The organism is Paraflavitalea speifideaquila, from assembly GCF_032395985.1.
GTDB classification, from domain to species: Bacteria; Bacteroidota; Bacteroidia; order Chitinophagales; family Chitinophagaceae; genus Paraflavitalea; species Paraflavitalea speifideaquila.
The window spans coordinates 5,188,886-5,209,987 of the sequence record NZ_CP135920.1; the positions used below are offsets into that span (position 1 = coordinate 5,188,886).

The window sequence follows — 21,102 nt, forward strand, 5'->3', positions numbered from 1 at the left end:
AAAACGGTTAATGATTAGTAGCAAGTCGTTAAAACTAAATCATTAACAGATGTTAAATTTGTCGCACAAAAAGCTGGAAGTTTATCAAATTGCCTTATGGCTTGTTGAAGAAGCGTGATTTGTATTGATAAACCAGTTGCGCAGGGCGGTTATTCCTGTTTGTAGTAATATTGCAGCAGGAGCTGCCAGGAGGTCAAAGCCGGAAAAGAACCATTTTTTTCGAGGTATCAGGAAGTTCACTGGCAGCAATTGATAATCAGTTTGAAATTGCCCTAAACTTAAATTATTTAAATAAAGGAAATAGAGCAGTACATGGAATCCGTATTTAGAATGTTGAGCAGCAAAATCAACAGTTTAGACACAGCAACTACTAGCCACTAGCCATTCACTAAAACTATGCATTTAAATTTTCACAAATTCCAGGGCACGGGGAATGATTTCGTGATCCTGGATAACAGAGATCAGCGATACGACGAACTGAACACCGAACAGATCCGTTTTTGTGCGACCGCCGCTTTGGCATTGGCGCCGATGGCCTCATGCTCCTGAATACCAAACCAGGCTACGATTTTGAAATGAAATATTACAATGCGGATGGCCGCGAAAGCTCGATGTGCGGCAATGGCGGCCGCTGCCTGGTAAAATTTGCCTGGCACCAGGGTATCAAAAAAGCCTTTACCATTTTATTGCGGTAGATGGTCCGCATGAAGCGGAAATTGATGACGACGGCACGGTAAGCCTCAAAATGAAAGATGTGGCCGGCATCCGCGAAAGTCATGGCGATTTTATCCTCGATACAGGCAGTCCCCACTATGTAAAGATGGTGCCCGACGTGATGGGCTTTGATGTATATAAAAGGAATGGACATCCGCTACAATAATACGTATGCCAAAGAAGGTATCAACGTGAACTTTGTAGAACAGAAAAAGAAGATGAGATCATTGTACGCACCTACGAACGCGGTGTGGAAGATGAAACGCTGTCCTGCGGCACGGGCGTTACGGCCAGCGCCCTGGTATGTTACCACAATGAGCGCGGCTTTAATGATGTAACAGTACTTACCCGTGGCGGCAAATTAACGGTTGAATACGACCGGATTGCCGATGATACCTACCAGAATGTATGGCTTTGCGGTCCCGCAGAAAAAGTGTTTGAGGGAGGGATCGAACTGAAATGATCCAACAACCCTTACCCCCTACCCTTAACATAGAAGAGATACTGCGCGAATCGGAAAAAGCTTTCCAACGCTTTACGGCTTTCTGTAAAGAAATTCCTGCCGATACCTTCTTCCGGGAGCCTGCCGGTCATTGGTCGATTGCACAAAACCTGCAACACCTGGTGATCTGCACCAAAACGGCCACGGCCGCCTATGCACTGCCCCGTTTCCTGGTACGCCTATTTGGCGGCAAACCCAATCGCCCTTCCGCCCCTATCCCGAACTGGTAGAACAATACCAGCGAATACTGGCTACGGGCGGCAAGGCAAAAGGCCGCAATATTCCCAAACATTTTAAAGCTACGGCCAATAAGGAAGAACTGATCAACCATTGGCGACAGTTTACCACCATTTACCTGCAAGCCCTGCGCAAAAATTGGAAAGATGCCCAACTGGACCATTACCTGGTAGAACATCCCCTATTGGGTAAGATCACCCTGAGGGAATTGTGTTATTTCACCATTTACCATACCGATCATCATTTGGAAATTGTGCAGCGGAGAATTCATTAAAACAGCTGAGAGCTACAAGCTGCGAGCTATGAGCTGCGAGCTGCGAGCGAAATACAATTAGGAGCTTTTTTTCGTCGCCAAGAAGTTCTAAGTAAAGGGCCCGGGGCTAGGCGCCTGCAACGGGTTGTTGAGGGCCCCGTAGCCCGCGGTCCGAAGCACGTAGCTTGTGAAAGAACCCTATATTTAAAATTGAAGATTCGACCCTGTTTACCCTTACCTTTGCGCCGGCAAAATGATCCAGTACTTTAAAAATATCAACCACCAGACGGTCGCCATCGACAAACCGGAAAATGGCTCCTGGGTAAATGTATTGCCTCCGCTGAAGCAGGAGGAATTTACCGAAATGTCGGATGGACTGGATATCCCGCTCGACTTTTTGACGGACTCACTGGATATTGATGAAAGAAGCCGTTTTGAGGAAGACGACAATGTGAAGCTGGTGGTGATCAAAACACCTACGGAAAACAACTCTTTCAATGAAAGTGATGCCCTGTACATCACGATCCCGATCGTGATCATCCTGACGCACAACCAGATCGTAACGGTGAATAGTTTCGACAACGGGGCCATCAAAAAGTTCCTGCACACTTTCCAGAACCGTCACCCGGACAACCGGAAGATGATGGCGCTGAAGATCTTTGAGAAGATCATCCAAACGTATATGGAATCGCTCAAGGAGATCAACCACCGCCGGAATATTGTAGAGCAAAAGCTGTATGCCGCCAACCGGAATGAAGAGCTGCTGCAACTGATGCGTATACAGAAAAGCCTGGTATACTTTGTAACGGCCCTGCGCTCGAATGAAATGTTGCTGATGAAGATCGAACGCACGAATTTCCTCGCCCTCAATGAAGAGGAAAAGGAATTCCTGCAGGATCTGATCGTAGACAATTCACAGGCGCTTGAAATGGCCAATATCTATACCAATATCCTCAGCAGTACGCTGGATGCCTTTGCCAGCATCATTGCCAATAACCAGAACGAAGTGTTGCGCCGCCTGTCGGTGATCACGATCGTATTGACCTTCCCGGTACTGGTAGCCAGTATCTACGGCATGAACGTGCCCATCCCTTATAAGGATTCTCCTTACGCTTTTTATATACCGGTATTCCTGTCACTGGTCATATCACTGGTGATCGGCTGGTTCTTTTTGAAAAAGAAAATATTCTAACATGTTTAATGTGCGCGTTTACGGTATCCTGCTTGGTGAAAACAACCAGGTACTGGTAAGTGATGAATACATTCGTGGTGGTCATTATACGAAATTTCCCGGCGGCGGATTGGAATTTGGAGAAGGTACCCGGGATTGCCTCAAACGGGAGTTCAAAGAAGAAATGGACCTGGAAGTTCGTATCGGCGATCATATTTATACCACAGACTTTTTCCAGATGAGCGCTTTCACACCCGATCAGCAGATCATTGCGATCTATTATTTTGCGCATGCGCTGGAACCTATTAAAGTGCCGCTGCGTACCAAACTATTCGACTTCGACGAGCAACAAATGGAAGTATACCACCGCACAGGTGAAACGGAAACTTTCCGGTTTATTGATTGGGAGGATTTTTCTGCGGAGGCAGTGACGTTGCCGATTGATAAGGTGGTGGCTGACCTGGTGAAGAACGGGGGAAATGAGAATACAGAAGAATACATGATTACTTTGAATACTTCGGCAATCGGTCCCGCCATGCGGCGGGAGGAATCTTTCACTTCGATCATTTTCGGCAGTCGGCAATCTTTTGCATCAAATACTTCGGCAGGCGGCAGTCCTTTGTGTTGACTTTTGATTGGCAAAGCTCACCTATTGAGCAAGATAGTGGCGATCCTGGAAAAGGATGAAAAAGGAGTAACTATGGTTTATATTATTTGCCATTTTACTTCTTTTCGCAATACACCTTACAGCTAAATTTGGATATTGAATGTGGTGGCAAGATGATTAGCGATTTACTTTTCGCATTCCAACATGGCAAAACACCAAGACAAAATGCATGTTACTTATTTTAAAGGTTAAGGCAGCCATTCATTCTGCAAAAAAACTTATCATATGTATCATCATTTTTACGCTCAGGGCAAAATAGCCAGGACCATCTTCCTCCTCTTTTGTTTTTAGGTATGCAAGCGCATGCCCAACGAGAATATGCCACTGGTCAAACCAATGGCGTTACAGGTTTATGTTTGCTATGCGGCGTTTCCAATCCCAACAATCCGGTTAACAGCGTCAACCTGGAAGATTATTCTCAATTCAACATTACAACCGGATTGCTTGGGGTATCAGTACATCAAACATTGATCTTCCCATCGGTTAGCAGCACCGGCTGCGATTCATTGATCGTTGGCATTGGAAGCAGCAATGCCATTCTTTCTGCCAACCTGTTTGGAGGAATTACTGTGCAAACCTTTAACGGCACCACCGCCAATAATGATGCGCAGGTGGTGGACAGCAGTATCATACGGCTATTGCAGAACAATACCCGGGCAGAAATACTATTACATCCCGGTCAGTCCTTTGACCGCGTAAAACTAACCTTAAGCAGCGGCCTGGTGGGGCTGCTCAATGGATTCCACATTTATTATGCTTACCGGAATTCCGGCCGGCCCGCAAACCCCATTTATACAGTTCCGCAGGGTCGTACTTGCGGAAATGTGAATTTGCTTGTATCCAATTACGAACCAGGTATCTATTATACTGCTAGTGTTAACTACACTGGGAGTGGCAACCTCAATTTTGATACTTCCTACACGGTTTATAACAGCAATAGCATTCCAGTGCGGGACCTGGCATACTACTTCAATGCTACTGCGGCCGTGTCTATCCGGGCTGTAAATCCGTTTACCGGTTGCCAATCGGATAGTGTAAAGCAGCTCTTTATATTTGGCGGGCATGCTGCGCCTGTAAAGGTTACCGGAGACAGTGTAGTTATCTGTAAGGGGGATACAGCCATCGTGAATGCCAATCTCTTTAATGATCCAAACGGGACCAACCTGGCATTGATCCGCTGGTATGACAGTCCGACCGGTGGCAATTTATTGTACACAGGGCATAATTTTAGCGTTAGTCCGGATACCACCACCACGTACTACGTAACAGCAGCTTTTGAATGTGATTATCCTGTACGTACGCCAGCAAGAGTAATAGTACGAAAGCTTGCTGCTCCTGACTATGTGGTTCCCCAGGGTGTAGCATGCGGAATTCAGCATTTACCGGTACTTAATCACGCAGTTGGCTACAGCTACCGTGTACGGTTCCTATACCGCAGTTTCCAGGGTACAGTAGCAGACACCAGCTATGTAGTAAGCAACAGCAATAGCATTACGACACCGCCCATATATCCAAAGTTTCCGGTTGATGTCGATGTGTTTGTTCAGACCATGGATTCGGTGACAGGTTGCAGATCGGATACTGTGCATATGATCTACAGTATGGGAGGGGCCACAGCAATGCCGGCGGTAGATGAGGATAGTTTGAATATCTGCCTGGGAGACAGTGTTACGTTGCATGTATTTGTGCCTGGCTTACCGGATGCCACTATCAGATTTAGGTGGTATGATACTCCCACCGGTGGGAATTTGTTATCCAGCAGCAACTATTATCGTGTAAGCCCTGACAGTACAACTACCTATTATGCTGCCTCTGGCTATGAGTGCCAATATCCGGAAAGAGCAAAGGTAGTAGTTACTGTATCCAATTGCTTCAACAACCTGGTTGCTAAAGAAACAGCTTCCAGGCTCAACGGTCCTCTTCAGGACAAGCCGAAAAACCATGCCTACAACTATTTCCCAATCCCACGAGCGGCCTGATCAGGATTGAAACAGACCAATATCTTGCTGGCAGCCTGCTTTATGTATACGACGCAAATGGGCAGTTAATGCAGCAGGAAGTGCTCCGGTCAAACTATTACACCCTTAAAATGAATACTGCATCCTCAGGAATATATCTTATTAAAATAGTATCCGCGAAGACCAGGGAAACATTCCTGCATCGCATCCTATACCAACGATGATCGAACATTGGACAAGCGTTATCCAGCTTTGCCAATCATTCATTGAAAATCAAAAAACCTTATCTGTTATGTTCAGTACCATTACTGACGCACTTGTAAATCATCAACAATCCGTGTACGAGGAGATGGAAAGGATCTTTACGTCGCCGGAATTCAAACAAAGCTATTTCCTGTCTGCGGATGCCCTTGTTGACCGCGCCTATAAGCGCTTAGGTTTTGTAGCCAGTGAGTTGAAGGACATAAAAGGTTTAATCACCCATCCTCACCGTTTGTTCTTATTGCATCGATGGGCAGCCATGACCGATACTTCCCTGGCAGTCATTCTCACCATCCATTATAATTTGTGTTCGGGCACCATCCTGGACCATGGAGGGAACAGAGCGGATGTGAAACCTTATCTTCAATTGCTGGAACAGGAGCTGCCGCGGGCATTTACCTGCTAACGGAGCTTGGGCATGGCAACAATGTGGCCAACCTGGAAACGGTTGCGGTTTATGATAGTAATAAACAGGTATTTTATTTACATACGCCTTCGGATAAGGCGCGCAAATTTATGCCCAACACTGGTCATGCTACTATGCCTAAAATAGCGGTGGTAATGGCCCGGTTGATTGTAAAAGGCGAAGACTGTGGCATATTCCCTTTCCTGTTTACCCTGAGAACAGCGGATGGACTTAGGGAAGGCGTGCGGGTGGTTCCTCTTCCTCACCGGGCGGGAGCGCCTGTTGATCATGGTCTTACTTCATTTGACCAGGTGGAATTACCTTTTGAGTCTTTGATCTGCAATCATGCTACATTACAGCGGGATGGTACCTTTTATTGTGAAACAGCGAATATCCGACAACGGTTCTTGTATTCTGTAAGCAGGGTGCAAACAGGTAAAATATGCCTGAGCATGTATGCTATTGGTCACCTGCACGGTGCTTTAAGCATTCTAACCAGGTACTTAAGGCAGCGGTTAACATTTTCGATCGGCGTTAGCCAGGTACCGGTAAGTGTTTACCGGTACCTTCAGGAGCAGCTGGCGGTTCATTTTTCACAGGCCTATGCCTATACATTTTGGTTGAATGACCTTTCCAATCAATATGTTCAATCGCTTGACGAGGATCGGCTTTTTCAACAAAATTACCTATAGAGGCCATTCAACAAATAGCGCTGGCCAAAGCGAGTATTCTATGGGGAGCGCAGCAGGTGCTTGTTAATTGCAAGGAACGGTGTGGCGCACAAGGGCTATTTGAAATGAACCGGATAGTTGATTACCTGCTGCTAACGCAAAGCGCCATACCCCCTGAAGGGGATAATATTGTAATAGCCATTAAAGTGGCCAGAGAGTTGTTACCGGCTCCCGGTCCATTGGTCCCTGATGCGGTGAATGTACGGGACCCAGGTTTTGTGCAGGTGTTACTTGCCAAAGCGATACAACATTTAAAGGCTAGCATGAACCGGGAATTGGCGATCTCAAAAGATTTCAACGCCTGGAATCAACAGACGCCAAATGCGCTTCTGCTGGCAAAACTATACGGGCTATATTATGCCATAGCAGCTTTTAATCGTGTATTGACAAACATGGGCCTGGAGGAAGATCGAATAACACTGCAATGCCTCCTGCATCTTTTCTCAATCCATGAGCTTGAGCAATATGCAGGGTGGCTCAGCGGAGAACAACTGACCACTACTTTGCAATGGAAGGAACTTTTATTCTCTAAAAACCAACTGCTCGACAGGGTCATCCCCTTGCTGCCCAGGCTGGAAGCTGCACTGGCCGTGCCAGACAATGTATTACAGGCGCCGGTTGCAGCAGATGATTATATTGCTGCAGTTTGCAGATTGGAAGAGCATTTTGTGGATTATTTGGCCAGGTAATACAATACCAGGTCATCTGACCGCGAAGGGCAGTGCAGCCCATGTTCACTGCTTCATGATCACCTTTACGGGTTGGTAAACGGGTAAGGTAACCACAAAGGTGGCGCCTTCATTGGCCTTGCTGTTGGCGGAGATAAAACCGTGGTGCTTTTCAACGATCTTTTACAAAGGGCCAGCCCAATACCGGTACCTTCAAAAGCACTGCTCACATGCAGGCGGCGGAACATTTCAAAGACCTGCCCGGCATACACCTGGTCAAAACCAATGCCATTGTCTTCAATAAAAATACGGCAGTACTTGCCGGTATTCTCCTTGTTGGTATTAGGCTTATTGGTCAGTCCGGCAGTAAGCTCATAACGGATACTGATCAGGGCGCCACCTCTGTTTTACTGTACTTAAGGGCATTGCTGATGAGGTTATAGAACAAAGGCCTGATCAAACCGGGATTTACTTCCAGTGCCGGCAAAGGTTCTACCACGCTGATCCGGGCATCCTTTTCTTTGATGGCCGATTCCAGGTCGCCCATGGCTTCGGACAGGAGGATATTCAGATCGGTAAATTCAAAGTTCTCTTTTTCACCGGTGAGTTTGGAAAAAGCCAGGATATCCTTAATAAGTGCCTGCATACGTGCGGCGGCATTCTGTATGCGACTGATATAAGTATTGGCTTCTGCATCCAGTTCGTTCCGGTAGCGCGTAGCCAGCAGATCGCTGAAAGTACGGATCTTTCGCAATGGCTCCTGCAAGTCGTGTGAGGCCATGAAAGCAAACCGGTCCAGGTCGCGGTTGGCCGACTCCAGCAACGTAATATTGCCCAGCAGTTGCCGGTTCAGTTGTTTGATCTTTTCTTCGGAAGCCTTGCGCTCATTGATCTCATCCTCCAGGTTCTTATTGATGGCTTTGAGCTTTTGCTCCTGCATGAGGAGGCGCCTGTTCTTCTGGTACAGGTCGATGAATACGGATACCTTGGTGCGCAGCAATTCGGGATTGATGGGCTTATAGATATAATCTACCGCGCCTGTACGGTAGCCTTTGAAAATATTGTCTTCGCCATAGTTGTTGGCGGTAATAAATATAATGGGAATATGGCGCAGCTTCTCCCTTTCGTAGATGAGGGCGGCGGTCTCAAAGCCGCTGAGGTTGGGCATTTTCACATCCATGAGGATCAGGGCAAAGTCGAACTCCGTCAACAGGATCTTCAGCGCATGCCGGCCCGACGCAGCTTTGATGAACTGGTAGCCGTCTGGCTCCAGGATGGCCTCCATGGAGAGCAAATTATCTTCCCGGTCGTCTACCAATAAGATCTTTTGCTGCATGCTGTAGTGGGTTTCTATTTAATGATATTAATACTTAGGACTTGGATCGCTGTAGCCACTCGCTCACTTTAACAGGCTCCTTTAGGTCACAACTACGTAGAGGATTGCCACCCGCTTATTGCGGGACAAGCTCTACAGGGCAAATGAATTTATTGATATTCATTTCTACAAAGCTGTCGCCCCTTTAGGGGAGAGAATACCCTTCGACAGACAGCTTCGACGTTTGTCTCGATAGCAGAACTTGTTCCGCTCCGCGGGATTTCTCACTGCGCTCCGCTTCGTTCGAAATGACACCGAAGGTAGATTCCACCCACTACTTATAGAACCATACGCGCATCAATGACAACAACTGATCGATCTTCAACGGCTTGGTGATATAATCGGAAGCGCCTGCTTCAATACATTTCTGCCGGTCGCCCTTCATGGCTTTGGCCGTTACGGCAATGATGGGCAGTGTACTGTTCTTATGCTCCCGCCTGATCTTTTGCGTAGTTTCATACCCATCCATTTCAGGCATCATAATGTCCATCAGTACCATATCAATGCGTGGACGCTCATCCCGGATAATATTGATGGCATCCTTACCACTTTCGGCGGTGATCACATTGATATTATATCTTTCAAATACGGTGGTAAGGGCAAACAGGTTTCTTACATCATCATCCACCACCAGTATATTTTTACCGGTGAGGATATCCTCTTTCATCCGGATATTCTCGATCACCTTTTTCTTTTCCTGCGGCAGATCCTTGTGGTTAATGTGCAGTTGCAGTACAGTTTCTTCCAGCAGGTGTTCCAGCGAATTGACGCCTTTCAGGATAATACTGTTGGAAGTACGTCCCAGGTGCTGCAATTCTTTCTTCCCAAAATCCTTCCCCGAATAAATGATCACCGGCGTATGCTTCTGTTTGTTTTCTATTACTTTGTTCACAATATCCGTACCTGAAATATCGGGTAATGTATAATCAAGGATGATGCAATCAAAATCGTTTTCCTTATCAGCGATCTGCGCTACGGCTTCCCGGCCCGTATCGGCCAGTACCACTTCCATATTATCGGCCTGCAATATTTTTACGATCTGGGAAGAATCTACCTCATTGTCTTCCACCACCAGTACCTTTTTCACGCTCTTCTGGTGAAAACCCATGATATCATCAAACAATTCATTGAGCATGTTATTGTCCAGCGGCTTCAGCAGGAAACTGCGGGCGCCCCGTTTCAGCGCCAGTTCTTTATTCTCTTCGCCCGAAATGAGGTGAATGGGGATATGCCGGTAATTGAGGTCATTGCGCAACAGGTCGAGCACTTTCCAGCCACTCGTGTCGGGCAAATTCACATCCAGGGTAATGGCGATGGGTAAAAGCGGTTGATGCAATCAAATACTTCAATGTAATTGGTGGCCACGATGGCTTTGAGGCCCAGCTCATGCGCTTTATCGATGATGATCTTGCCAAAGGGCAGGTCATCTTCCACGATCAGTATCACCTTATCATTGGGCTGTGTGAGGTTGCGGTCGTCGCCCGCTTCATTGATCATTTCATTCACCATGGCGTGCATTGCCTGCCCTTCTTTACCTTCCGTAGTAGCGCGGATGGAATTGATGAGGGTATCTATTTCTCCGCTATCAGCGCCCAGTTGATATTGGCGATACGTAGAAAGTGTTTCCTCCTGAGGTATCAGGCTGGCCACCACATCCACCGGCAGGAACAGGGTAAAAGTGCTGCCAAAGGAAGGCTGGCTTTCCAGTTCAATAGTACCGCCTAACAGTTCGGCCAAACCGCGACTGATGGACAGGCCCAATCCCGTACCACCATATTTGCGGCTGGTACTACCTTCTGCCTGCTGGAAGGCCTCGAAGATGATGTTCTGTTTTTCCTGCGGAATGCCGATGCCCGTATCCGTAATGGCAAAGGCCACCACTTTCGCTGCATTGTCCAGACTATGGGTGCCCGGTTTCCAGTTTTTCTTCGCTGCATACATACGCAGCCGCACCTCTCCTTTCTCGGTAAACTTGAACGAGTTGGACAGCAGGTTCTTCAATACCTGGTTCAACCGCTGCAGGTCTGTCTCCATCGCATCCGGCAAACTGGGGTCTGTTTCAATGGTAAACCGCAAATGCCTGGCTTCGGAAATAGGTTTGAAAGTAGTTTCCACAAAGCCGGCAATCTCCGCAAAACGTACGGCCCCGAAATTGGCTGTAATAAAGCCCGATTCGATCTTCGACAGGTCAAGGATATCATTGATCAACTGTATCAGGTCATCCCCACAGGAGTGGATGGTTTTGGCGTAGCGTATCTGTTTATCAGACAGGTTGCCTTCTGCATTCTCATACAATTGCTGGGCGAGGATGAGCAAACTATTCAATGGTGTGCGCAACTCATGCGACATATTGGCCAGGAATTCTGATTTGTACTTGGACGTAAGGGTCAACTGCTCCGCTTTCTCTTCCAGTGAACGCCGGGCTTCTTCCACCTCTTTATTTTTGGCTTCCACTTCATTCTTTTGTTTTACCAGCAGCAAGGCTTTATCCTGTAACTCATCGTTGGTCCTACTCAACTCTTCCTGCTGTATTTTCAACTCACCCGCCAGTGATTGTGACTGCGTAAGCAGTTCGGCCGTACGGGTGTTGGCTTCGATGGTGTTCAACACGATACCAATACTTTCTGTAAGCTGGCTAAGGAAGTCGAGGTGCGTTTCACTGAATATGTCCAGCGAAGCCAGTTCAATCACTGCCTTCACTTTGTTTTCAAACACCACCGGCAGGATAATCAAATTGGCAGGCTTGGCTCTGCCCAGTCCCGAGCTGATCTTGATGTAATTGCCGGGTACATTGGAGAGGATGATCCTTTCTTTTTCAAAAGCTACTTGCCCTACCAGTCCTTCGCCAATGGCAAACGCTGTAGGAATATTTATATCCGTCTTATAACCATAGGCTGCAAAAGGTTCAGCATGCCATGGCGTGTATTTTCCTGTTTCAGAATATAGAAGGCCCCATAATGGACCGATACTACCTGCGCCAGTTCCGAAAGGATTCGCTGCGTTACGGTTTTAAGGTCTTTTTGTCCCTGTAGCATTTGCCCAAACTTGGCCAGGTTCGATTTGAGCCAGTCCTGCTCCTGGTTACGCAGCGTCGTTTGCTTCAGGTTACTGATCATCTGGTTGATGGTATCCTTCAGGGCTTCCACCTCTCCTTTGGCTTCTACGCGAATGGTTCGTGTAAGGTCGCCTTTGGTTACCGCACTGGCTACTTCCGATATCGAGCGCACCTGCGTAGTGAGGTTCTGCGCCAGCTGGTTCACGTTTTCTGTTAAGTTTTTCCAGATACCCGATGCTCCGGGCACACTGGCCTGGCCGCCCAATCGCCCTTCTACCCCTACCTCCCGGGCCACAGTAGTTACCTGGTCGGCAAATACCGCCAGCGTATCGATCATTTCATTAAACGTATCCGTAAGCTGTGCTACCTCTCCCCTTGATACAATACTTAGTTTTTGTTTCAGGTTACCCGTAGCCACCGCCGTCGTTACCTCGGCGATATTGCGCACCTGCGAAGTAAGGTTGGAAGCCATTTTATTGACGGAGTCTGTTAAGTCTTTCCAGGTACCACCTACGCCGGGTACATCGGCCTGGCCACCCAGCTTACCTTCGGAACCTACTTCACGCGCCACCCGCGTTACTTCGATCGAAAAAGGTTGAGCTGCTTCACCATGTCATTTACCTCTTTGGCAATCCGCGCAAACTCGCCCTGCAACAGGTGCCCCCGATTTCCAACGGCATTTCCTGCGACAGGTTGCCTTTGGCCACCAGGCTGATCACATGCGCAACCTCGATGGTGGGATGCACCAGGTCCGAGATCAACGTATTGAGCGAGTCTACACCCGTACTCCAGGCTCCCCTGGCATGGGGTACTTCTATCCGTTGCGTCAGCTTACCCTGCTTGCCAATGGTATTGCCAGCCCGGGTAAACTCCTGCATCATTTTATCATTAAGGGAGATAATATCATTGAGCGTATCACATATCTTTCCATTGAGGCCTACCTCATCAATGGGCATGCGCACATTGAAATTCCCATTCTTTATCTCTGTCAGTACATGCAATAAAGCCCGTTCATCAAGCTGTGCGCCCAACTGTTGCCCGCTTCCATCATACACTAACTGTCCGGACACCCTTTTTTTGTTGTCAGCTGCCGGAATGGCTTTCGGAGAACCATTGGATTTGGGAGATCCATTTTTTTGGCAGTATCAATGCTATTGCCATCCGTTGACCGGATGGCCTTAATTTTTGGGCAGGTCATAGTAAAAGTTTAAAGTGAGAACGTATACCAAATAATAAATCATGCCAGATTTTGGCGCAAAACGGGACACTGCCTGTATTGGTTTCCAGGGGATATTGATGGGATATACTTAAACAATTTCCCCAATATGGGTAATATTTCCACATTTTGGGCAAAACCACACATCGCCATTTTTAGCTATTTGTAATGGCAGATGTGATCAGGAATAAGGTTATAAAGGCCATGCCATTGGTTTGTTACCTGCTTTATGAAAACAGGCATTATTTTTCAGGAGGCTACTAATGCCCACTATCGTACCCAGGAGGTGCATATACCTGCTAAACTGTATACATGACTGAAAAAACCATTTTATTAGTCGATGATGATTCAGAAGACCAATTCCTGATGCAGGAAGCTTTCAGCGATAATGGCATTGGTGATTCCCTCCTGTTTGCCGACAATGGCGAATCGGCCATTGAACTATTGCAACAGTTACCAACGCAGCAATTGCCTTCCCTCATCGTGATGGACCTCAACATGCCGCGCATGAATGGACGCGAAACATTGAGTTTCCTGAAACAACATCCCCGGTTTCATACTATTCCTGTTATTATCTTTTCAACCTCCGTGAATGACCTGGAACGCACCCGGTGCAAAGAGATTGGCGCCGCCGCCTACATCACCAAACCCACCACCTTTACGGAATGCCAGCAAATTGCCTGGTGGTTCCATAAAATAGGCAATGAAGAAAAGGGTATCCAATATACCGGGTAGTGCGTCCTTTTACCATTATCCAACCATCTACCACTTTCAAACATCTTCAACCAGTAGTTTTTTCCTAATTTGTAGAGCGATCTCTACGTTTCTTATTTACAATCAAGGAAATAAAGCAGGGTAAAAAGGCTTGCTTTTTGAATTGAATGGGGAAGCCTTTCGCATAACTGATAGTATTACAAACAAATGCAGGACTGATTGTGAAACAACCGACCACTGTGCCTACTAAACTCAAAAGATTGGGAGGATCTTCCTTAAGACCATCCTGATCACGCTGGGCATATTGATCCTGTTGCTGATCCTGCTACAAACACCCCCTGTTCAGCACTTCCTCAGGGGGAGGCCGTGACCTGGCTGCAAAAGAAATTGCAAACCCGCGTAGCTGTCGACAAACTCTATATCGGATTTCCCAAAAGATCGTACTGGAAGGCGTTTACCTCGAAGACCGCCAAAAAGACACCCTGTTCTATGGTGGCCGGATGAAGTTTGACGTGAACCTGTGGAAGCTGTTCAAGAGTGAACTGGTGGTCAATGAGATCAACCTCGAAGACCTCACCGCCCATATTAAAAGAACCTTACCGGATACGACGTTTAACTTCCAGTTTATTGTAGATGCCTTTGCTTCCAAAGAGCCAGCCGCCCCTTCTACCGATACCAGCACTATGAAAATGCAGATTGAACGCATTGTGCTCAATAGGGTGCGGGCCCGCTACAATGATGTGGTGAGTGGCAGCGATATGACTGTTTTTGTGGGCCACCTCGATACGCGCATCGATGCCTTTGATCCCGCTCATGCCGTATATGCTGTTCCTTCTACCAGGCTCAGTGGCTTACGGGCCAGTATCTACCAGCGCAAGCCCCTCGTTACCCCGGGTCGCCGGCCACGGATCAGGCAGAAGCAGCCGGAGCCCCCGCCATGCAATTGAGGTTCAAACAAATTGCGCTGGATGATTGCCAGCTCGATTACGGCAATGATGAAAGCGCCTTGTATGCCAACCTCAACCTGGGAGAACTCACAGTCAATATGCGGCAATTGGACCTCACCCAAAGGCTCATCAGGCTCAATGAGGTGATACTGAACAATACCACCACCTCCATCCGTATGGGTAAAAAGCCCGCTACTACAGTAGTGGTGAAAGCAATAAAACAGGAAGCACAAGTCCGGGCTGATGCCGGATGGACCGTTTCCGTCAACAAGCTCCAGCTGGAAAAAATGGTTTCCGGATGGACGACGACAATGCCCCCAAGGCAACAGCAGGCATGGATTATGCCCACCTCCATCTCAGCAACCTCCACTTTGCTGCCAGGGATATTCGTTACAGTGCCGATACCATCAGCGGGCAGATCACCAACGGCGCTTTTGCCGAACGATCGGGCTTTACCCTGCAACAACTTAAAACCACTTTTCAATATACCAACCAGGGCGCCTACCTGAAAGACCTGCTGGTGCAAACGCCCGGCACTAAACTGGAGCGCAACATTGAAGTATCCTATCCTTCGCTCGATGTCTTGCAAAAGAATATCAGCTTACTTAAGCTCAATATGGATATCCAAAACAGCCAGGTGCAGGTAAAGGATATCCTCAGCTTTGTACCCGACCTGCGTACGCAACCTGCCTTCTCCAATCCACAGGCTACCTGGTATATCAACAGTAAAGTGAAAGGATCTGTCAACGACCTGCGCATTGCTTCCTTCCGGCTAAAGGGCATGCAGCAAACCAATATCGAACTTTCGGGCTATATCAAAGGGTTACCCGATATGAAAAACTGGAAGCCAACCTGGCCATTAAAGATATTAGCAGCAGCGCCAAAGACCTGCGCGCATTCCTGCCGGCCGGCACCCTGCCCAACAATATCACCATCCCTTCTCAATTCAACCTGTCGGGCCGCATCAACGGAACCGAAAAACCTGGCCGCCGACCTGCTGCTCAATACCACCCTGGGCACCGCTACGGTAAAAGGAACCGTGCAAAACCCAGCCGACTCGAACAATATTGGCTATGATGCCGTGGTGACGACCCAATCGTTCGACCTGAAGCAGTTACTCCAACAGCCCGACCTGGGGCTGCTGACCATGAACGTAACGGTGAAGGGAAAGGGGCGGGTACCCAAAACAATGAATGCTACCGTAGATGGACATATCGCCCAGGCCCAATACAAGGGATATACCTATCGCGATTTCCGTATGAATGGACAAATTGCCCAGCAACAGTTTAAACTCAATGCCGCCATCCAAAACGAACCCATCCATTTCACCCTGGATGCTAGCGGCAACCTGGCCAGTACCTGGCCCTCCATTAAAATGCACGTGGTAATAGACAGCATCAACACCCAGGCCCTCCACCTCACAGATGATCCCATTCTGTACCGGGGTAAGATCGATGCTGATTTTCCCAGTACCCATATAGATAGCCTCCAGGGCCATTTGCTGGTTACCCGCAACCTGCTGGTGCTGGGCGAACGGCGCATTGAAACAGACACGCTGGAAGTTTTTGCCGACCTGAACGATTCGGGCCAGGTGATACGCGTGAACAGCGAAGTACTCACTGCCCAACTGTGGGGCCAATACCACCTGACCGAACTGGGTACGGTGATGCAAAGGTCGCTGCAAAAATATTTTTCCAATGCACCCGACTCCCTCACGAGCCTGCCACCTTATGATTTTTGGGTAAAGGCTACCCTCGTCAACAAACCCTTACTGCAAGTATTGGCGCCCGACCTGAAGCGGATGGACCCTGTAATACTGGACGGCCATTTTACCAGCAATGGCGGCATCAACGCTTCTCTACAAGCCCCCTGGTGGTGAATGGTACCAACGAGATCAACCACCTCTCATTAACCGCCCATACCAATGAGGAAAAATTACAAGCACTGGCCACCATCGATGCCTTTCGCAGTGGACAATCCCTAACGGTTTATGGTACTTCGCTCAATGCAGCTTTGGCCAATAACAAGATCAATTTTGCCCTCAACACCAAAGACATCAACGGCAAAAACAAATACCATTTGGAAGGCCTGCTGGCACAACCCAGCAATGCCATTTATGAGTTTTCACTGCGCCCCGATTCGCTGATGTTGAACTACCAGGAGTGGCTGGCCAGTAATGACAATAAGATCCGGATCGACTCTGCCAATATCACCGCCCATAATTTCTGGCTCAGCTTTATGGACCAGCGGCTCACCATCCAAACCAGGGTCAATGAACCTGGTCAGCCCCTGGGTGTCGATTTTTCCAGGTTCCGCATTGCTACCCTGGCCAGCTTTATCCAAAAAGATTCGCTGCTGGTAGATGGTGAATTGAATGGCAGCATCAAGTTTGCCAATATTACCAAAGCACCCATTTTTGCCGGCGATCTCACGGTGAACAATGTAAGCATGAACAAGGATACCCTGGGCGATCTGCGTGGGGTAGTGAACAATGCCCAGCCCGATCAATATGCAGCCGATATTACCCTTACCGGCCGTGGCAATGATGTAGGCGTAAAGGGGTATACAAAGTAGCCGGGGTAAGCAGTTTCAATTTTGAAGTAGCCGTCCGCCAATTACAACTAAGCGCCCTGGAAGGCGTTAGCATGGGCAGTATCAAAAAAGCATCGGGCACGCTCCATGGACAATTTGCCATTCAAGGCACGATGGACAAACCCTCTGTAGACGGCGAATTGAATTTCAACAAAGCCATGCTCATACCCGCCGCCTTGAGCAGCCCACTAAAAATAGACCAGCAAAAGATCCGCATCACCAATGAGGGCATCGTGTTCAATAAGTTTACCATCCGTGATTCAGCCAGCAATAGCGCCCAACTGGATGGCACCGCCTACACGACCAATTTCAGCAATTATAAGTTCGACCTGTTATTCAATGCCAACAATTTCCAGGCATTGAACAGTACCAGGAAGGACAATAACCTATACTATGGTGACCTCTTCTTTAATAGTCGCCTCAATATCAAAGGTACCGAACTGCATCCCATCATTGATGGTACCCTGAAGGTGAATGAAAAACCAAACTCACCGTCGTATTGCCTCAGGACGATCCCGGCGTACAGGACCGCGAAGGCATTGTGCGTTTTGTAGACCGCGATTCTATTCCCGAAGATTCCATCTGGATATCTGGCCTTGATTCCCTCAACCGCACCCTGATCAGGGATTACGATATCTCCGTGAACATTACCATTGATAAAGAAGCCGAGCTGAGCCTGGTGATCGATGAGGGCAATGGTGATTTACTACGGGTGAAAGGTGAAGCCAACCTTAATGGCGGCATCGACCCCAGCGGCAAAGTAACCCTTACCGGCGCTTATGAACTGCAGCAAGGCAGCTATGATCTGTCCTTCAATTTCCTGCACCGCAAGTTTGATATTGTAAAAGGAAGCCGCATCACCTGGGTAGGCGAACCTACCAGGGCCGATGTAGATATTACTGCCAAATATGTTGCTAATACTGCTCCCATTGACCTGGTGGAAAGTCAACTGGAGACCATGAGCGCCACTACCCGCAACACTTACCGGCAAAAACTACCTTTTGAAGTATACCTGGTGATGACCGGTGAACTGATGAAACCCAATATTAAGTTTGATATTAAGCTGCCAGAGGATAAGAACTACAATGTAGATAAATCAATAGTAGAAGCTTCCAATACCAAGTTGGAGCAGATCAGGCAGCAACCAGCCGAGTTGAACAAACAAGTATTTGCCTTATTACTCCTCAACCGCTTTATCCGCGAAGATCCCTTTATCACCGGCAACAGCAGTCCCGGCGCCGAAGGTTTTATACGGCAAAGCGTAAGCAAATTACTGACCGAACAATTGAACCAGCTGGCATCCGGGTTGATAGCAGGTGTAGACATCAACTTTGATGTACAGTCGCAGGAAGATTACAGTACCGGCCAATTTAAAAACCGTACCGACCTGAATGTGGAAGTGTCCAAGCGGTTGTTGAATGACCGCCTCACCGTGACCGTGGGTAGCAATTTTGAATTGGAAGGGGCACAGAATACCAACCGCCAAAGCAATAATATTGCAGGCAACGTATCACTCGATTACCAATTGAGCCAGGATGGACGGTATAAAGTACGTGCCTACCGCAAAAACGAGTATGAAGGTATATTGGAAGGATACATTGTTGAGACCGGCGTAGGATTCGTCATTACCATTGATTACAACAAGTTCAGGGAAATATTTGAATCGGCTAAGAAACGACAGGCCAGGAGATTGGAACGGCAACGCCAGCGCCAACTGCAGGAAGGAAAAGAAGAACAACCACCTGCCCTGCCTGCGCGGGGAGCAACTAGGGGAATATCAGCTGCGAGCTATGAGCTACGAGCTTTGAGCTGCGAGCCCAAAAACAGCGAAGCAAAGGACTGCCGATTGTCGACTGCCAAAAACTATTGAAACAAAAGATTGACCATTCACTTTGAAAACACAATCATTCACATACGGTTTATTACTGCCCCTATTCATCTTCATTCTATCCGCCTGCAGCAATACCAAACACCTGCCGGCCAATGATGCCTTGTACCTGGGCGCTACGGTTAAAGTGAAAGGCGAAGGGCTGAGCAAGAAAAAGAAAAGCGATTACCACCGAACTAAGTACCCTCACCAGGCCCCGGCCCAACCGCAGGTTCCTGGGCATGCGTATCAAATTATGGATCTACAACCTGGCCGGCAATCCCAAAAAGAAACCTCCTTCCGCGGTAAGATGAAAAACAAGACCGGTGAACCACCTGTATTATTAAGTGATGTAAACCTGGCGAGGAATACGGCCATCCTGCAAAATTACCTGGAGAACAGGGGCTTTTTCAGGCCCAGGCCACCGGCGACACCACCATTAAAAATAAAAGGCCACTGCCACTTATACTGTTACAACCGGCAAACAGTATACCATCGATACTGTTCGGTATGAGATGGACAGCAGCTTCCTGGGTAATACCATCCGCCAGGCAGAAAGCAAAACATTATTGAAACGGGGAGAACCCTATAACCTCGATGTGATCAAACTGGAACGCGAACGCATTGACGGCTATTTAAAAGACAATGGATTTTATTATTTCAACCCGGAATACCTGTTGATAGAAACAGATAGTACCATTGGTAACAACCGTGTGAACATGTATGTGGTACTGAAACCCAACCTACCCAAAAACTCCCGCGAGCTGTACACCATCAAAGATGTATTTATCTATACCAATTTCCGCTTGAACCAATCAAGCTCCGATACTTCCAGCAAAGGCGCGAAGCTATACAAAGGCTATTATGTAATAGATCGCAACAACCTCTATAAACCCTACCTGTTTGAACAGGCCATGCAGTTTGAACCCAATGATATTTACAACCGCAAAGACCATAACTTATCCTTGAACCGCCTGGTCAACCTGGGCGTATTCAAATTTGTGAAGAACCGTTTTGAACGGGTGGCCAATTCGCCCTTTGCCCAACTCAATACCTATTACTACCTCACCCCCTACCCCAAAAATCATTGCGGGCCGAGCTCAATGGTACATCCAAAAGCAATAACCTGGTAGGTACCAACCTGGCGGTATCCTGGAAAAACCGCAATACTTTCCGCGCGGGTGAATTGCTCACCATCACCGCCTCTGGTGGTGCCGAAGTGCAGTACAGCAGCGCCCAGCAGGGTTATAATGTGTACCGCATTGGCCTGGAAGGCACCTTAACCTTCCCCCGCTTCCTGGTGCCTTTCTTTAAGATCAGGACGCGAAGCGGCTTTGTACCCAAAACCAATATGATGCTGGGATACGATATGTTGAACAAAAGCAAGCTGTATACACTCAACTCCTTCCGCGCTTCTTATGGTTATGCCTGGAAAGAAAGCCTGTACAAAGAACACCAGTTCAATTTTATCAGCATTAACTACGTACAACCCCTGAACGTTACGGCTGAATACAAGGGGCAGATGGATACCATTCCTTCCCTGGCCAAGGCCATCGAAAAACAGTTCATACTGGGTAGTACCTATAACTTCACGTACGATACACGGATAGATAAGCAGGCCCATGCTACCGGATTCTTTTTCAGCGGTACAGCCGATGTATCGGGCAATGCGGCAGGACTGATCTTTGGCGATAGCAGCCGGGGTAAGTCGGGTCAGCTATTCGGCGCCGTTTTTCACAGTATGTAAAAGGAGAGGCCGATTTCCGGT

28 protein-coding genes are annotated in these 21,102 nt (G+C 47.8%); 22 read left to right on the top strand and 6 right to left on the bottom strand.

The window, feature by feature from the left end:
• The first annotated feature begins 136 nt into the window (after positions 1-136).
• The 12 genes from RS881_RS60380 (at position 137) to RS881_RS35810 (ending at position 7,589) form a co-directional block, all read left to right on the top strand.
• The gene (locus RS881_RS60380; RefSeq protein WP_350339984.1) at positions 137-253 is read left to right on the top strand and encodes a four helix bundle protein; all 117 of its coding nucleotides are present in this window, start codon (positions 137-139) and stop codon (positions 251-253) included.
• A gap of 247 nt (positions 254-500) precedes the next feature.
• Positions 501-695, top strand: coding sequence for a diaminopimelate epimerase (locus tag RS881_RS35765; protein ID WP_315815137.1), 195 nt, complete (start codon positions 501-503; stop codon positions 693-695).
• 50 nt (positions 696-745) lie between these two features.
• The gene (locus RS881_RS35770; RefSeq protein WP_315815138.1) at positions 746-880 is read left to right on the top strand and encodes a hypothetical protein; all 135 of its coding nucleotides are present in this window, start codon (positions 746-748) and stop codon (positions 878-880) included.
• Positions 881-964: 84 nt separating this feature from the next.
• A complete protein-coding gene (locus tag RS881_RS35775; protein WP_315815139.1) occupies positions 965-1,177 on the top strand; it encodes a diaminopimelate epimerase in 213 nt (70 codons plus the stop codon).
• Positions 1,174-1,446, top strand: coding sequence for a DinB family protein (locus RS881_RS60385; protein ID WP_350339986.1), 273 nt, complete (start codon positions 1,174-1,176; stop codon positions 1,444-1,446). The genes RS881_RS35775 and RS881_RS60385 overlap by 4 nt, the downstream gene beginning before the upstream one ends.
• A gap of 513 nt (positions 1,447-1,959) precedes the next feature.
• Entirely contained in the window at positions 1,960-2,898 is a 939-nt protein-coding gene (locus RS881_RS35785) for a magnesium transporter CorA family protein (RefSeq protein ID WP_315815141.1), read from the top strand.
• A gap of 1 nt (position 2,899) precedes the next feature.
• Positions 2,900-3,505, top strand: a complete 606-nt coding sequence (locus tag RS881_RS35790; protein ID WP_315815142.1) for an NUDIX hydrolase — start codon at positions 2,900-2,902, stop codon at positions 3,503-3,505.
• 332 nt (positions 3,506-3,837) lie between these two features.
• Positions 3,838-5,523 carry an immunoglobulin domain-containing protein gene (locus RS881_RS35795; protein ID WP_315815143.1) on the top strand — a complete coding sequence of 562 codons (1,686 nt, stop codon included), beginning with the start codon at positions 3,838-3,840 and terminating at the stop codon, positions 5,521-5,523.
• 5 nt (positions 5,524-5,528) lie between these two features.
• Positions 5,529-5,726, top strand: a complete 198-nt coding sequence (locus tag RS881_RS60390) for a T9SS type A sorting domain-containing protein (RefSeq protein ID WP_350340280.1) — start codon at positions 5,529-5,531, stop codon at positions 5,724-5,726.
• Between the two features lie 68 nt (positions 5,727-5,794).
• Positions 5,795-6,169, top strand: coding sequence for a hypothetical protein (locus RS881_RS35800; RefSeq protein ID WP_315815144.1), 375 nt, complete (start codon positions 5,795-5,797; stop codon positions 6,167-6,169).
• A 23-nt stretch (positions 6,170-6,192) separates the two neighbouring features.
• Positions 6,193-6,861, top strand: a complete 669-nt coding sequence (locus tag RS881_RS35805) for an acyl-CoA dehydrogenase family protein (RefSeq protein WP_315815145.1) — start codon at positions 6,193-6,195, stop codon at positions 6,859-6,861.
• Positions 6,862-6,965: 104 nt separating this feature from the next.
• Complete coding sequence (locus RS881_RS35810) at positions 6,966-7,589, top strand: acyl-CoA dehydrogenase (RefSeq protein WP_315815146.1); 624 nt, start codon at positions 6,966-6,968, stop codon at positions 7,587-7,589.
• Between the two features lie 65 nt (positions 7,590-7,654).
• Here the strand turns inward: RS881_RS35810 and RS881_RS35815 are convergent, their stop codons facing one another.
• The 6 genes from RS881_RS35815 to RS881_RS35840 form a co-directional block, all read right to left on the bottom strand.
• Entirely contained in the window at positions 7,655-7,840 is a 186-nt protein-coding gene (locus RS881_RS35815) for a hypothetical protein (protein ID WP_315815147.1), read from the bottom strand.
• A gap of 116 nt (positions 7,841-7,956) precedes the next feature.
• The gene (locus tag RS881_RS35820) at positions 7,957-8,904 is read right to left on the bottom strand and encodes a response regulator (protein ID WP_315815148.1); all 948 of its coding nucleotides are present in this window, start codon (positions 8,902-8,904) and stop codon (positions 7,957-7,959) included.
• Positions 8,905-9,217: 313 nt separating this feature from the next.
• Positions 9,218-10,279: a response regulator gene (locus tag RS881_RS35825; protein ID WP_315815149.1), complete on the bottom strand. Its 1,062-nt coding sequence runs from the start codon at positions 10,277-10,279 to the stop codon at positions 9,218-9,220.
• Entirely contained in the window at positions 10,237-11,910 is a 1,674-nt protein-coding gene (locus RS881_RS35830) for a sensor histidine kinase (protein ID WP_315824713.1), read from the bottom strand. The genes RS881_RS35825 and RS881_RS35830 overlap by 43 nt, the downstream gene beginning before the upstream one ends.
• A complete protein-coding gene (locus RS881_RS35835; protein WP_315815150.1) occupies positions 11,814-12,569 on the bottom strand; it encodes a HAMP domain-containing protein in 756 nt (251 codons plus the stop codon). The genes RS881_RS35830 and RS881_RS35835 overlap by 97 nt, the downstream gene beginning before the upstream one ends.
• A gap of 46 nt (positions 12,570-12,615) precedes the next feature.
• Positions 12,616-13,068: a hypothetical protein gene (locus RS881_RS35840; RefSeq protein WP_315815151.1), complete on the bottom strand. Its 453-nt coding sequence runs from the start codon at positions 13,066-13,068 to the stop codon at positions 12,616-12,618.
• Between the two features lie 458 nt (positions 13,069-13,526).
• On the opposite strand from RS881_RS35840, the gene RS881_RS35845 reads away from it, so the two are divergent.
• From RS881_RS35845 to RS881_RS35890, 10 genes are all read left to right on the top strand, one after another.
• A complete protein-coding gene (locus RS881_RS35845; RefSeq protein WP_315815152.1) occupies positions 13,527-13,949 on the top strand; it encodes a response regulator in 423 nt (140 codons plus the stop codon).
• A 345-nt stretch (positions 13,950-14,294) separates the two neighbouring features.
• Positions 14,295-14,432, top strand: a complete 138-nt coding sequence (locus RS881_RS35850) for a hypothetical protein (protein ID WP_315815153.1) — start codon at positions 14,295-14,297, stop codon at positions 14,430-14,432.
• Positions 14,429-14,875: an AsmA family protein gene (locus RS881_RS35855; RefSeq protein WP_315815154.1), complete on the top strand. Its 447-nt coding sequence runs from the start codon at positions 14,429-14,431 to the stop codon at positions 14,873-14,875. Before RS881_RS35850 ends, RS881_RS35855 begins: the two co-directional genes overlap by 4 nt.
• Before the next feature lie 298 nt (positions 14,876-15,173).
• Positions 15,174-16,754 carry a hypothetical protein gene (locus RS881_RS35860; protein WP_315815155.1) on the top strand — a complete coding sequence of 527 codons (1,581 nt, stop codon included), beginning with the start codon at positions 15,174-15,176 and terminating at the stop codon, positions 16,752-16,754.
• Positions 16,748-17,449 (top strand): hypothetical protein, encoded by a 702-nt coding sequence (locus RS881_RS35865; protein WP_315815156.1) that lies wholly within the window; start codon positions 16,748-16,750, stop codon positions 17,447-17,449. The genes RS881_RS35860 and RS881_RS35865 overlap by 7 nt, the downstream gene beginning before the upstream one ends.
• A gap of 71 nt (positions 17,450-17,520) precedes the next feature.
• Positions 17,521-18,021: a translocation/assembly module TamB domain-containing protein gene (locus tag RS881_RS35870; protein WP_315815157.1), complete on the top strand. Its 501-nt coding sequence runs from the start codon at positions 17,521-17,523 to the stop codon at positions 18,019-18,021.
• Positions 17,967-19,337 carry a translocation/assembly module TamB domain-containing protein gene (locus tag RS881_RS35875; RefSeq protein WP_315815158.1) on the top strand — a complete coding sequence of 457 codons (1,371 nt, stop codon included), beginning with the start codon at positions 17,967-17,969 and terminating at the stop codon, positions 19,335-19,337. Before RS881_RS35870 ends, RS881_RS35875 begins: the two co-directional genes overlap by 55 nt.
• A gap of 22 nt (positions 19,338-19,359) precedes the next feature.
• A complete protein-coding gene (locus tag RS881_RS35880) occupies positions 19,360-19,848 on the top strand; it encodes a hypothetical protein (RefSeq protein WP_315815159.1) in 489 nt (162 codons plus the stop codon).
• 1 nt (position 19,849) lies between these two features.
• Positions 19,850-20,467, top strand: coding sequence for a hypothetical protein (locus RS881_RS35885; protein ID WP_315815160.1), 618 nt, complete (start codon positions 19,850-19,852; stop codon positions 20,465-20,467).
• Positions 20,422-21,081 carry a hypothetical protein gene (locus RS881_RS35890; RefSeq protein ID WP_315815161.1) on the top strand — a complete coding sequence of 220 codons (660 nt, stop codon included), beginning with the start codon at positions 20,422-20,424 and terminating at the stop codon, positions 21,079-21,081. The genes RS881_RS35885 and RS881_RS35890 overlap by 46 nt, the downstream gene beginning before the upstream one ends.
• Positions 21,082-21,102 lie beyond the last annotated feature (21 nt).